Source organism: Massilia brevitalea, assembly GCF_030711405.1.
Taxonomy (GTDB): Bacteria; Pseudomonadota; Gammaproteobacteria; order Burkholderiales; family Burkholderiaceae_D; genus Telluria; species Telluria brevitalea.
The window spans coordinates 82,662-95,149 of sequence record NZ_JAULSI010000002.1 but is presented as its reverse complement, the minus strand read 5'-3'; the positions used below and the strand labels follow the sequence as shown (position 1 = coordinate 95,149).

The 12,488-nt window shown below is 64.1% G+C and carries 12 protein-coding genes; 4 read left to right on the top strand and 8 right to left on the bottom strand.

Annotated elements, in window-relative coordinates:
- Positions 1 to 13: 13 nt before the first annotated feature.
- From QWL29_RS01395 to QWL29_RS01385, 3 genes are all read right to left on the bottom strand, one after another.
- Positions 14 to 787, bottom strand: coding sequence for a BPSS1780 family membrane protein (locus QWL29_RS01395; RefSeq protein WP_305821102.1), 774 nt, complete (start codon positions 785 to 787; stop codon positions 14 to 16).
- A 12-nt stretch (positions 788 to 799) separates the two neighbouring features.
- Positions 800 to 1,759 (bottom strand): homoserine kinase, encoded by a 960-nt coding sequence (locus QWL29_RS01390; protein ID WP_305821101.1) that lies wholly within the window; start codon positions 1,757 to 1,759, stop codon positions 800 to 802.
- A gap of 70 nt (positions 1,760 to 1,829) precedes the next feature.
- Positions 1,830 to 2,369: a hypothetical protein gene (locus QWL29_RS01385; RefSeq protein WP_305821100.1), complete on the bottom strand. Its 540-nt coding sequence runs from the start codon at positions 2,367 to 2,369 to the stop codon at positions 1,830 to 1,832.
- A 189-nt stretch (positions 2,370 to 2,558) separates the two neighbouring features.
- Between QWL29_RS01385 and polA the strand changes: the two genes are divergently transcribed.
- A complete protein-coding gene (gene polA, locus QWL29_RS01380) occupies positions 2,559 to 5,306 on the top strand; it encodes a DNA polymerase I (RefSeq protein ID WP_305821099.1) in 2,748 nt (915 codons plus the stop codon).
- A gap of 157 nt (positions 5,307 to 5,463) precedes the next feature.
- On the opposite strand, the gene QWL29_RS01375 is transcribed toward polA, so the two are convergent.
- On the bottom strand, positions 5,464 to 5,856 hold the full coding sequence (locus QWL29_RS01375; RefSeq protein ID WP_305821098.1) for a hypothetical protein: 393 nt from the start codon (positions 5,854 to 5,856) through the stop codon (positions 5,464 to 5,466).
- Positions 5,857 to 6,009: 153 nt separating this feature from the next.
- Positions 6,010 to 6,222: a PEP-CTERM sorting domain-containing protein gene (locus QWL29_RS01370; RefSeq protein ID WP_305821097.1), complete on the bottom strand. Its 213-nt coding sequence runs from the start codon at positions 6,220 to 6,222 to the stop codon at positions 6,010 to 6,012.
- 213 nt (positions 6,223 to 6,435) lie between these two features.
- On the opposite strand from QWL29_RS01370, the gene QWL29_RS01365 reads away from it, so the two are divergent.
- From QWL29_RS01365 to QWL29_RS01355, 3 genes are all read left to right on the top strand, one after another.
- Entirely contained in the window at positions 6,436 to 7,320 is an 885-nt protein-coding gene (locus tag QWL29_RS01365) for a dienelactone hydrolase family protein (protein ID WP_305821096.1), read from the top strand.
- A 145-nt stretch (positions 7,321 to 7,465) separates the two neighbouring features.
- The gene (locus tag QWL29_RS01360) at positions 7,466 to 8,200 is read left to right on the top strand and encodes a ZIP family metal transporter (protein ID WP_305821210.1); all 735 of its coding nucleotides are present in this window, start codon (positions 7,466 to 7,468) and stop codon (positions 8,198 to 8,200) included.
- A 140-nt stretch (positions 8,201 to 8,340) separates the two neighbouring features.
- Complete coding sequence (locus QWL29_RS01355) at positions 8,341 to 8,904, top strand: putative glycolipid-binding domain-containing protein (RefSeq protein WP_305821095.1); 564 nt, start codon at positions 8,341 to 8,343, stop codon at positions 8,902 to 8,904.
- A gap of 610 nt (positions 8,905 to 9,514) precedes the next feature.
- Here the strand turns inward: QWL29_RS01355 and QWL29_RS01350 are convergent.
- Genes QWL29_RS01350 through QWL29_RS01340 form a run of 3 tightly spaced genes read right to left on the bottom strand, consistent with a single transcriptional unit; the run spans position 9,515 to position 12,434 of the window.
- Complete coding sequence (locus QWL29_RS01350) at positions 9,515 to 10,372, bottom strand: sulfurtransferase (RefSeq protein ID WP_305821094.1); 858 nt, start codon at positions 10,370 to 10,372, stop codon at positions 9,515 to 9,517.
- Between the two features lie 8 nt (positions 10,373 to 10,380).
- Positions 10,381 to 11,304: a DMT family transporter gene (locus QWL29_RS01345; protein ID WP_305821093.1), complete on the bottom strand. Its 924-nt coding sequence runs from the start codon at positions 11,302 to 11,304 to the stop codon at positions 10,381 to 10,383.
- Between the two features lie 29 nt (positions 11,305 to 11,333).
- A complete protein-coding gene (locus QWL29_RS01340) occupies positions 11,334 to 12,434 on the bottom strand; it encodes an aromatic ring-hydroxylating oxygenase subunit alpha (RefSeq protein WP_305821092.1) in 1,101 nt (366 codons plus the stop codon).
- Positions 12,435 to 12,488: the final 54 nt, after the last annotated feature.

Genomic DNA, 12,488 nt, shown 5'->3' with positions numbered 1-12,488 from the left:
ACGGGTAAAAAGCTTATTTGCTCAGGTCGACCGGCCTGGCTTCGCTGTCGGCCGGCTTGCCGAAGATGTGGCGGTAACCGGCATACAGCGCGCACTGCAACAGCAGCACGAAGAGGAAGCCGACCCAGGTAATGGCCACCAGCGACGCCTTGCCGCCGCCCAGCAGCAGCATCAGGGTCAGGAAGATCAGGAACATGATCCCGAACCAGGACAGCAGCAGCGTCAGGAACACACGGACGTTGCGGACCACGGCAAAGAAACTGTAGAACACGGCCTTGCCCGGGCTCATCTGTTGCCAGTAAGCCAGCGGTGCGGCGAAGGCCAGCGCGATCAGCGTGACGATGTACAGCGTGCGGATGACCAGGATGGTCAGCACGTCGCCAAAGAACACTTGTGGCGGCTGCGCGGCGTTGGCCTCGATCGATTGCGGCAGTTGGCGGTAGATTTCCGGATCCACGATCACGCGTTCGACCACGCTCAGCAGCAGCCACACGGCCACATAGATCAGGCCGACCTTGCACAGCCGCAGCAGCACCGGCTGGCGGAAACCCGTCAGCAGCACCGCGGGCGTGACGCGCTGTCCGTTGTCGATCATCAGGCAGGCCATCATGACAGCCATCGAGAGCGAAGGAATCAGCACGTTTGTCGCCATGTTCAGCACGGGAATGGCGCCAACGACGGCGGCAAACAGGATGTTGGCGAAGAGCAGGGTCGTCAGGGCGGCAGGCTGCTTGCGGAACAAGCCGACGCCTTCCTTGAACCAGTTCCAGCCGGTAATTGCAGGCATGTTATTCATTGTTCAGGCAGCCAATCCGGGCGCCGGGCTGGCAATACGTTCGCGCAAAATGCGCTCGAAATGGGTGGGGTCGTGCGGCGTCAGCAGCTCGGCGGCGCGCGGCACGTGCAGATCGTACAGGCGCGACAGCCAGAAGCGCAGCGCGGCGGCGCGCAGCAGCAGCGGCCAGGCGGCGGCTTCGTCATCGGTGAACGGACGCACGGCTCGGTAGGCGTCGAGCAGGGCGCGCACGCGCGCTTCGTCGAGACGGCCGGAGTCGAGAGCTATGCACCAGTCGTTGACGGTCACGGCCAGGTCGAACAGCCAGGTGTCGACGCCGGCAAAATAGAAGTCGAAGCAGCCGGTCAATGTATCGCCAACAAACATGACGTTGTTGCGGAACAAATCGGCATGCACGGGACCGCGCGGCAGGCGCGCATAGGCCGCGCTGGCGGCATGCTCCTCTTGCACGGCAATTTCTTCGCGCAAAAGACGGGCGTTGTCGGCGGACAGGTGCGGCAGCACGGCCGGCGCCGTGGCGCGCCACCAGTCCAGGCCGCGCAGGTTGGGCTGGCTCAGCGGAAAGTCCTGCGCCGCCAGGTGCATGCGCGCCAGCATGGCGCCAACTTCCGCGCAATGCACGGGCTGCGGGTCCATCTGCGAACTGCCGGCCAGCTTGCTGACGATGGCGGCGGGCTTGCCATGCAGGGCCACCACCAGCTCGCCATCGGCGTTGGCCACCGGCGCCGGCACCGGAATACCGCGCTCGGCCAGGTGGCGCATCAGCTGTATGTAGAAGGGCAGTTGTTCGAAATCCAGGTTCTCGAAAACGGTGAGCACGTATTCGCCGCGCTCTGTCGTCAGGAAGAAATTGCTGTTTTCAATGCCGGAGGCGATGCCGTCGAGCGCCAAAGCCTGGCCAAGGGGAAACTGCTTGATCCACTGGGTGAGGTCATCCAGTGTGACCGCGGTGAAAACTGCCATCGTGGGAGCAACAAGAAAAGGTCGGTGCGGAGGGGTGATGCGAGGCGCCATGCGCCCCGCGGTGCTTGGTTCAGCGGCCGTTGGCAGGCAGCGGCGGCGGCGGCGGAATGTCGGCCGGCCTGGTCATCGGCACGGTGGCTGCCGGAACCTTGCCGGCAGGCGCGCCGCTGGCTGGCGTCGGGGCCGGCTTTGCCGGGGTGGCGTCGTTCGCAGCGGCCTCGGCAGCTTCCGCGCCAGCCGCCTTTTTCTTCGCGTTCAGGTCGAATTCCATGACTTTCCATTGCGGTGCGCGGAAGGCGCTGCTCTGGGCGTCGCCGGCCTGGGCATTGCCAGCCGGGGTGTTCGGGCGCAGGATGTAGTTGCTGCGGCCGCTTTGCACTTCAACCTCGGTGACGTTGCCGTCGTTGCCGCGTTTTTCGGTGATCTGGGTGCCGCGGCGCGGTTCGATGGTCGTGGCCGGCACATCGCTGCCCGGCTCGATGCGTTCGGTAACCGGCGGTTGCGCCGTTGGCGCCGTCTGCCCGGCGGCGGTCTGTTGCGCCACGGCGGTGCCGGTGCAGGCAAGCAGGGCGAGGGACAGACTGGCAAAGCGGGTAGTTGTGCGCAACATGATGATCACCTTGTATCGTTTGGACCATTGTAACAAACAGATACCGTTCCCTGTGAAAAGTGTGCCGTGTGTTCCATGGATGTGTCCCCATATAGGACGAACAGTCACGGCAGCGTTGTGCTTTCTTCATGGCGGATTCTGCGATAATGGCTTCCACTTTGGCCCCCGGCCAGCTTCACCAAATTTCCTATGCAAAATACCCTGCTCCTGGTTGACGGTTCCAGCTACCTCTACCGCGCCTTCCACGCCTTGCCCGACCTGCGCAGCCCCGACGGCTTCCCGACCGGCGCCATGCACGGCATGGTCAACATGCTGCGCCGCCTGCGCGCCGATTACCCGGCCGCCTATATCGCCTGTGTGTTCGATGCCAAAGGTAAAACTTTCCGTGACGACCTGTACTCCGAGTACAAGGCGACTCGCGCCTCGATGCCGGAAGACCTGGGCAAGCAGATCGGCCCCATCCACGAAGCGGTGCGCCACCTCGGCTGGCCGATCCTGATGGTCGAAGGCGTGGAAGCCGACGACGTGATCGGCACCCTGGCCGTGCAGGCCGCCGCCAAGGGCATGAACACCATCGTTTCCACCGGCGACAAGGATCTGGCGCAACTGGTCAACGACAAGGTCATGCTCATCAACACGATGAGCAACGAAAAGCTCGACGAAGCCGGCGTGCTGGCCAAGTTCGGCGTGGCGCCGAACCGCATCATCGATTACCTGACCCTGATCGGCGACACCGTCGACAATGTGCCAGGCGTGAACAAATGCGGTCCGAAGACCGCGCTGAAATGGCTGGCCCTGCACGGCTCGCTCGACGGCGTGATGGAAAACGCGCACAGCATCGGCGGCGCCGTGGGCGAAAACCTGCGCAGCGCGCTGGAATGGCTGCCCAAGGGCCGCGAACTGATCACCGTGAAGACCGACTGCGACCTGGTGAACCACGTGGTGTCGATCGAAGAAAGCCTGGTCGGCCGTCCGGAAGACAAGGATGCCCTGCGCGAGTTCTTCCAGCGCTATGGCTTCAAGACCATGTTGCGCGAACTGGCGCAAGGTCCGGGCGTGGGCGCCCCGGCGCTGAACTCGCCGGAAGGCGCGCAACAGGGCGACGCAACGCTGCCGGGCATGCCGATCATCAAGGGCGAGTACGAACTGGTCACGACTTGGGAGCAGCTCGATAAATGGCTGGCCCTGGTGGATGCGGCCGAATTGACCTCGGTCGATACCGAAACGACTTCGCTGGAACCTATGACGGCGCAGATGGTCGGTATTTCCCTGTCCGTGGAAGCGGGCCGGGGCGCCTACATTCCGCTGGCGCACCGCTATGCCGGCGTGCCCGAGCAACTGCCGCGCGAAGAGGTGCTGGAACGCATGCGCTCCTGGCTGGAAAATCCCGCCAAGCCGAAGCTGGGCCAGAACCTGAAGTACGACATGCACATCTTCAACAACCATGGCATCACGCTGCAGGGCATCGTGCACGACACGCTGCTGCAATCGTATGTGTTCGAGTCGCACAAGCCGCACGACATGGACACCATGGCGATGCGTCACCTCGGCTACACCACGATTCTGTTCGTGGACGTGTGCGGCAAGGGCGCCAACATGATCTGCTTCGACCAGGTGGAGCTCGAGCGCGCCAAGGAATATGCGGCCGAGGATTCCGACATCACCCTGCGCCTGCACCAGACCATGCTGCCGCACGTGCTGGAAAATGCCGGCCTGACCCACATCTACGAAAAGATCGAGCTGCCGACCCAGATCGTGCTGCAGAAGATCGAACGCAACGGCGTGCTGATCGATGTCGAAAAATTGGAAAAGCAGTCGCGCGAACTCGGCGCCCGCCTGATGGAGCTGGAGCAGCAAGCCTACGCATTGGCCGAAGGCCCGTTCAACCTCGGCTCGCCAAAGCAGATCGGCGAAATCTTCTTCGGCAAGCTGCAACTGCCCATCATCAAGAAGACCGCCACCGGGGCGCCGTCGACCGATGAAGAGGTGCTGCAAAAGCTGGCCGAGGATTACCCGTTGCCGAAAGTGCTGCTGGAACACCGCGGCATGGCCAAGCTGAAGTCGACCTATACCGACAAGCTGCCGAAGATGGTGAACCAGAGCACCGGCCGCGTGCACACGAATTACGCGCAGGCGGTGGCGATCACCGGGCGCCTGGCCTCGAACGATCCGAATCTGCAGAACATTCCAGTGCGTACCGCCGAAGGCCGCCGCATCCGCGAAGCGTTTGTGGCGCCGCCGGGCAGCGTGATCGTCTCGGCCGACTATTCGCAGATCGAGCTGCGCATCATGGCCCACATTTCGGGCGACGAAGCGATGCTGCGCGCCTTTGCCGAAGGTGAGGACATCCACCGCGCCACTGCCGCCGAAATCTTCGGCATCCCGCCGGAAGAAGTGCAGTCCGAGCAGCGCCGCTACGCCAAGGTGATCAACTTTGGCCTGATCTACGGCATGAGCGCTTTCGGGCTGGCCGCGAACCTGCAGATCGAGCGCTCGGCGGCGGCGAACTACATCGACCGCTACTTTGCGCGCTTCTCGGGCGTGAAGCAGTACATGGACGAAACGCGCCTCGCAGCCAAGGCGCGCGGCTACGTGGAAACCGTGTTCGGCCGCCGCCTGTGGCTGCCGGAGATCAATTCGCCGAACGGCCCGCGCCGCGCCGGCGCCGAACGCGCGGCGATCAATGCGCCGATGCAGGGTACGGCGGCCGATTTGATCAAGCTGGCGATGATTGCGGTGCAGGGCTGGCTGGAAAGCGAGAAGCTCGCCACGCGCATGGTCATGCAGGTGCACGATGAACTGGTGCTGGAGGTGCCGGAGGCGGAGCTGGAGCTGGTCAAGGCGAAATTGCCGGAGCTGATGGCGGGCGTGGCGCAGCTGAAGGTGCCGCTGGTCGCCGAGACCGGTGTCGGCAGCAACTGGGACGAAGCGCACTAACACTTCCGCGCACTTAAATATCGCCGCGTGGGCACGGAGTGCCTACCCTACGTCATTGAGGCCACGGGCGTTGATAAAGTAGGGTGGGCGCTCCTGTGCCCACGCGCCGATCGCTGCCGGCTCCATCATCGCACCCGACGATCTCGCCACGAACAACTTACAAGGCCCTGCGCAAATCCTTCGGCAACTGGTACACCGGGCAATACTGGTAAGTCGTGCGCCCCTTGCCAATCACCTGCGTGAACGTCAACGCATCCTGCACCACCACCTGCTGCCGCTGCACGAAACGCTTGCCCGGTCCATGGCCGGCATCGATGCAGGTCTGGTCCACCGTGTAGCGCGACCGTTTCTGATCCCGCACCACCGCGCGGCAACTGCTGGTATGCGCCGTGCTGATCCCCTTGCCGTCGTACTGGCGGATCGCCGCATTCGCCGGCGAGTCGCAGCGCGACCCCTTGGCCACATAGATGCCGGGCTTGAGCCGGTACACGCCGCCCGGCTTGGGCGAAGTGTCGACACTGGCCTGGGCCAGGGACGCACTGCCCAGCACCAGGGCGAGCCCGGCAGCGATACCGCCGACGTGATGACTGATGACGTGATGTTTCCATGTTCAACCCCCTTGATGTGCATGCGCCAGGAGCGGCGCGCTTGTCGCCAAGCCTATACCAGCACGCAAACAGGCAGCGCCACCGCTGAGCAGCCATCAATAACGCCGGCGCCGTCCGGCGAACATCAGCAGGGCTGCGCCGCCGAGCAGCATGACCGAGGTCGCCGGCTCGTCGGCGGCCCTTCGCTCATCTGACGCGGTCAATCCGGCCGAAGGCAAGCCAGCTGCCCCGGATGGGGTGGCCAGGTTGGCCGGCGCCAGGGTGAGCGCAGCCAGGCCGGCACATAGGAAAATGCGGAAACACGCCATACAGGTTTCTCCTTGAAAAGGAACACGCCAGGCAGACGCAAGCAAGCAACCGGCGACTATAGGCGTTCCTCATCGCTGCCTTCTAGCCGGGCGCAAACCTCGTGCCGAAAGCAGCGGAAAGCAGATCCGCGCACGCGATTGCGTTCCTGAGCGCAAGCCGCGCAGTCGCTGTAAGATAGTCAGCCTTACAACCATGACCGAAAGGGATGACCCATGAAGGATCTCGTACAAGACGGCGACAGCCTGGTTTCCAAGACCGCGTTCGAAGATGGCGTCGACCGCCGCGTGTTCCTGAAGGCAGCCGTCGGCAGCGGTTTCGCCGCCGCGGCCCTGCCGGTCATGGCGCAGTCGATGGTCCAGACCGATACCAGTGGTCTCTCCGCCGGCGACCACATCATCGTCATCAACGGCCAGGACGTGCCGGTCTACCGCGCCCAGCCGGAAGGGCGCTCGAACCTGCCCGTGGTGCTGGTGATTTCGGAGATCTTCGGCGTGCACGAGCACATCAAGGATGTGGCGCGCCGCTTCGCCAAGGCCGGCTACCTGGCCATCGCGCCGGACCTGTTCGTGCGCCAGGGCGATCCGACCAAGATCGCGAACATCGCCGACCTGATGACGGACATCATCTCGAAGACCCCGGACGCGCAGGTCATGTCCGACCTCGACACGGTGGTCAACTGGGCCAGGCAGCGCGGCGGCGACATCGAGCGCCTGGGCATCACGGGTTTCTGCTGGGGCGGCCGCATCACCTGGCTGTACGCGGCGCACAATCCGAAGGTCAAGGCCGGCGTGGCCTGGTACGGCCGCCTGACGGGCGACGCCACCGCCAATTCGCCGAAGCACCCGGTCGACGTGGCGCAAGGCCTGAAGGTGCCGGTGCTGGGCCTGTACGGCGGCAAGGACACCGGCATTCCGCTGGAGTCGGTCGAGCGCATGAAGACCGAACTGGCCAAGGGCAACAGCCGTTCCGAGATCGTCGTGTTCCAGAACTCGGGCCACGCCTTCCATGCGGATTACCGCCCGAGCTACAACGAAGCCGATGCCAAGGACGGCTGGAAGCGCGCATTGAACTGGTTTGCAAAGCACGGCGTGGCCTAAGCAGCCACCCGCAAGCGCCCGCACGCGCATTGCGGCGGGCGCTCGACGGCTGGGGCGGGTACAATAGCCGGTTTGCCGCACGCAGCACGTCCAGAACAAGAGGCTTCACATCGACCCGATTCTCATCCACATCCTGCTGGCGACCCTGATCGCCGGCGTCGTCAGCATCTCGGCCGCGGCTTTGTTCTCCTTCACGCTGCTCTCCAAAATGGTGGAGCGGCTGGTGAGCCTGTCCGTCGGCATCATGCTGTCGACGTCGCTGCTGCACGCCTTGCCGGAAGCTTTCGATTCCGACGCCAGCCCGCAAAAGCTGTTCGCGACCCTGCTGGCCGGCCTGCTGACCTTCTTCATGCTGGAAAAGCTGGCGCTGCTGCGCCACTCGCACCACCACGAGGGCGATGGCGATCACCATGCCCACGGGCACGACGCCAAGGAGGCCGGCAAGTCGGGCTGGATGATCCTGATCGGCGACGGCATGCACAACTTCACCGACGGTATCCTGATCGCGGCCGCCTTTTTGGCCAATCCGGAGCTGGGCATCGTCACCGCACTGGCGATCGTCGCGCACGAGATCCCGACCGAGATCGGCGACTTCATCGTGCTGCTGAATGCCGGCTTCTCGCGCATGCGTGCGTATGTGTTCAATCTCCTGTGCAGCCTGCTCGCCGTGGCCGGCGGCCTGCTCGGCTACTTCACGCTGGACCGCGCCAGCGGGCTGATTCCCTACGTGCTGGTGTTCGCGTCGTCGGGCTTCATCTACATTGCCGTGAGCGATCTGATGCCGCAGATGCAGCGCCGGGCGACTGTCAAGGAATCGGTGCCGCAGGTGCTGCTGATTGGGCTTGGGGTTATCATCGTTTTATTCCTGACCGGGCGCTGAGCGCCTGACAGAACCCTCATTGCAGCGTTGCATCGTCTCGCCGTACTAGCGTACTGTCTTCGACGCTGCGCCTTGCCCTGAGGGTTCTCTCAGGCGCTCCTGAAGTGGCCCGGCCGCATTCATGCGAAAGGGGCCGTGCCATGAAAAGCTATCGCTGGATTCCCGAGACCGGCTCCGGTCTCGAACACCTGGTGCTCGGCCAGACGAACGAAGGCATCATCGCGCAGGGCGTGGTGATCGGCGGGCGCTATGGCGATGATTATGGCGCCAGCTACCGCATTGCCTGCGACGCCGCCTGGCGCGTGCGGCATGCCATCATCGACGTAGCCGGCGGCGGGCATCTCGAACTGTTTGCCGATGGCGACGGACAGTGGCGCGACGGGGACGGCGCGGTCATCGAGGCGCTGGCCGGCTGCACCGACATCGACCTGACGGCCAGCTGCTTTACCAATACGCTGCCGATCCGCAGACTGGGCGATTCGCTCGGCGAGCGGCAGGTGATCGACGTGGCCTGGGTGTGGATACCGCAACTGAAGGTGGAGAAGGCGCAGCAGGCGTACACGCGCCTGGGGATGAATGCGTACCGCTTCGAGAGCCTGGGCAGTGCGTTTCGCGCCGATTTGCGGGTCGACGATGACGGCCTGGTCGTCCAGTATCCGGGCCTATTCAAACGCACCGATATCGCACGCGGTTGCTGTTCGTAGGGTGGGCTCTCGAGCCCACGCGGTACGGCATGCGAGCGTTCGTGTCGCTTCGCGGTAGCGGTGGGGTAGGCAGCGGTACGACCGCGTGGGCACAAGTGCCCACCCTACGCCCGCCTAGATCGCATGCGCCGGAATGGCGAGGGGTTCGTAGGGTGGGCTCTCGAGCCCACGCGGTACGGCATGCGAGCGTTCGTGTCGCTTCGCGGTAGCGGTGGGGTAGGCAGCGGTACGACCGCGTGGGCACAAGTGCCCACCCTACGCCCGCCAAGATCGCATGCGCCGGAATGGCGATGGGTTCGTAGGGTGGGCTCTCGAGCCCACGCGGTAGGGCATGCGAGCGTTCGTGTCGCTTCGCGGTAGCGGTGGGGTGCGCGACGGTACGACCGCGTGGGCACAAGTGCCCACCCTACGCCCGCCCAGATCGCAGGCGCCGGAATGGCGAGGGGTTCGTAGGGTGGGCTCTCGAGCCCACGCGGTACGGCATGCGAGCGTTCGTGTCGCTTCGCGGTAGCGGTGGGGTGCGCGACGGTACGACCGCGTGGGCACAAGTGCCCACCCTACGAATTTCGAATGATCGGATTTCCGTGGCGCCAGAAAAGTGGCGTTACGATTAATTGGAGCCGGTGGCGACTGGGCGAGAAGGATCGCTGCTCCACTCGCTCCACGATCCCGGATACAAGGCCGCGCCTTTTAACCCGGCCACTTCCAGCGCCAGCAGGTTGTGACATGCCGTTACCCCCGACCCGCACTGCATGATCGCATTCGAAGGGTCCTCGATCACCGCGCCGAATTCCTCGCGCAGCTGCGCGGCCGCCTTGAAACGCCCGTCGGCCTGCAGGTTGTCCTTGAAGAAGCGATTCCTCGCCCCCGGAATATGCCCGCCCACCGGATCGACCGTCTCGTTCTCGCCGCGGAAGCGATCCGCCGCGCGCGCATCCACCACGGTACGCCTGGCGCTCTCGATATTCTCCAGCACCTCGGCCACCGTCACCGTCGGCACGAACGGCGCCCGCGCTTCGATCGAACCACGCGGCTTGCCAGCCGCAACCTCGGTGACGACGGGCTGGCCAATCGCCTGCCATGCCGGCAGCCCGCCATCGAGCACCGCCGCGGCCTCGTGCCCGAGCCAGCGCAGCAGCCACCACAGGCGCGCCGCGTACATGCCGCCATGCGCGTCATACGCGACTACCTGCGTGCCGTCGTTCACGCCCCAGCCACGCAGCGTCTCGACCAGCGCCTCTTTCGACGGCAGCGGATGCCGCCCACGAAACACGCCATCCTCGCCACGCTTCGCCCCCGACAGCTCGGTCTCCATGTCCGCAAACACCGCCCCCGGCAGATGCCCGGCCGCATAGGCTTCACGCCCAAACGCCAGGTTCACCAAATCATGCCGGCAATCGACGATCACCCAATCGGGTGCATCGATGTGCGCAGCCAAATCAGCGGCGGAAATCAGGGTCGTGTACATGGCAGGCCTCACAGTTCGCTGGCGATGGGATCCGTTTTCTCGGTGACGGCGCCGCGCGCCGTGCTGCGCGTATTGTAGAACGTTGCGGCGATGCCGGACGCGAGGATCACACCGATACCCAGCCACACGTGCCAGTCGAAGCGGTCGCCCCACAGCAGCAGGCCCCACATGCTGGAGAACACAATGCCGGTGTACTGCAGATTCGCCACCACCAGCACCTTGCCGACACGGTAGGCGCGGGTCATGGCCATCTGCGCCATCAGGGCCGCGCCGCCGATCGCCAGCAGCAGCAAGCCGCCGTACAGGGTGTGGCTGTGGAAGGGCGTGAGGCCGCCGGCCCCATCGCCACCCACCACGCCGACGAAACCGGCAACGGCGGTGGTGGCCGAGAAGTAGAACACCACGCGGTATTCCGGTTCGCCCATCTGGCCGAGTTTGCGCACCTGCATATAGGCCATCGCCGAGATCACCGACGAGCACAGGCCCGCCAGGCCGGCGAACCACTGGTTGGCCTCGATCGCCGGCTGCAGCACCAGGGTCACGCCGAAGAAACTGGCGCCCACGGCCAGCACCAGCGGCCACTCGGCGTGCTTGGTTTTCGTCCACCAGCCCATCAGGAACATCCAGGCCGCGATCCAGATCGGCGCCATGTAGTTCAGGGTCATGGCGGTGGCCAGCGGCAGCTTGGAAATCGCAAAGAACCACAGCCACAGCGAAGTCACGCCGACCGCGCTGCGCCACAGGTGGGCTTTCGGGAAGGGGGTGCGGAAGGTGCCGCCACGCTGGCGCACGATCATGAACAGGATCACGGCGCCGATCAGGCCGCGGTAGAAGAGGAGTTCGGAGGTGGTATAGAACTCGGAAGCCAGCTTCACGCCCGCGCCCATGGCGGCAAACGCAAAGCTGGCGAACAGCATCCAGAGTGAAGGCATTACATTCCTGGGTTGATACTACTTGAAGCTTACAGATCGATCCTGCTGCGGTACCACTCGTGGAAGTGCTGCATGCCGTCTTCCATCGGCGACTGGTAAGGTCCCACCTCGTTCACGCCGCGTTCCATCAAAATGCGGCGGCCGGCGTCCATGCGCTGGGCGATCTCGTCGTCCTCGACGCAGGTTTCCATGTAGGCCGCGCGTTCGGCTTCCACCAGTTCGCGCTCGAAGAGGGCAATCTCTTCCGGATAGTAGAACTCGACCACGTTGCGCGTCTTCTGCGGACCGAGCGGCCACAGGGTCGACACCACCAGCACGTTCGGATACCACTCGACCATGATGTTCGGGTACAGCGTGAGCCAGATCGCGCCTTGCTTCGGCTCCTTGCCGCCGTTGAATTTCAACACCGCTTCCTGCCACTTCTTGTAGGTCGGCGAGCCGGCCTTTTGCAGGCCGCGGTTCACGCCCACGGTCTGCACGCTGAAGTCGCGGCCGAATTCCCACTTCAAATCGTCGCACGAGACGAAATTGCCCAGGCCCGGATGGAAGGGCTCGACGTGGTAATCCTCCAGGTAGACCTCGATGAAGGTCTTCCAGTTGTAGTCGATGTCGTGGACCTCGACATGGTCGAACTGATAGCCCGAGAAATCCAGGTCCTTCGAGACCGACATGGCCTTCAGCTTGTCCATCACGTCGTAGCCGTTCTGCTCGAACAGCAGGCCGTTCCAGCTTTGCAGCGTGGTCTTCGACAAATTCAGGCAAGGCGTTTCGGCGAAATGCGGCGCGCCGATCAGTTCGCCCTTCAAATCGTAGGTCCAGCGGTGCAGCGGGCAGACGATGTTGTTGGCGTTGCCGCGGCCATTGAACATCAGCGCCTGGCGATGGCGGCAGACGTTGGACAGCACTTCGATGCCGTTGGCGTTACGCACCAGCATGCGGCCTTCGTTTTCGGATGCCAGGGTGGCGAAGTCGCCCATCTCCGGCACCATCAATTCATGGCCGACGTAGCGCGGCCCCTGCCGAAACAGTTGCTGGATCTCGCGCTGCAGCAGCGCGTCGTCAAAGTAAACATTTACCGGAAGCTGAGCGCACGAGCGCGCCAGCTTGGCGTGGGTAGCCAGATCGGACATCCCAACCCCCCTTATTCGAGACCTAAAGAAGAGAAAGAATCCAAAGACCAGTAT

Coding starts and splice junctions, on each gene's coding strand:
- QWL29_RS01395 (WP_305821102.1), bottom strand. CDS start 787: ATGCCTGCAATTACCGGCTGGAACTGGTTCAAGGAAGGCGTCGGCTTG.
- QWL29_RS01390 (WP_305821101.1), bottom strand. CDS start 1,759: ATGGCAGTTTTCACCGCGGTCACACTGGATGACCTCACCCAGTGGATC.
- QWL29_RS01385 (WP_305821100.1), bottom strand. CDS start 2,369: ATGTTGCGCACAACTACCCGCTTTGCCAGTCTGTCCCTCGCCCTGCTT.
- polA (WP_305821099.1), top strand. CDS start 2,559: ATGCAAAATACCCTGCTCCTGGTTGACGGTTCCAGCTACCTCTACCGC.
- QWL29_RS01370 (WP_305821097.1), bottom strand. CDS start 6,222: ATGGCGTGTTTCCGCATTTTCCTATGTGCCGGCCTGGCTGCGCTCACC.
- QWL29_RS01365 (WP_305821096.1), top strand. CDS start 6,436: ATGAAGGATCTCGTACAAGACGGCGACAGCCTGGTTTCCAAGACCGCG.
- QWL29_RS01355 (WP_305821095.1), top strand. CDS start 8,341: ATGAAAAGCTATCGCTGGATTCCCGAGACCGGCTCCGGTCTCGAACAC.
- QWL29_RS01350 (WP_305821094.1), bottom strand. CDS start 10,372: ATGTACACGACCCTGATTTCCGCCGCTGATTTGGCTGCGCACATCGAT.
- QWL29_RS01345 (WP_305821093.1), bottom strand. CDS start 11,304: ATGCCTTCACTCTGGATGCTGTTCGCCAGCTTTGCGTTTGCCGCCATG.
- QWL29_RS01340 (WP_305821092.1), bottom strand. CDS start 12,434: ATGTCCGATCTGGCTACCCACGCCAAGCTGGCGCGCTCGTGCGCTCAG.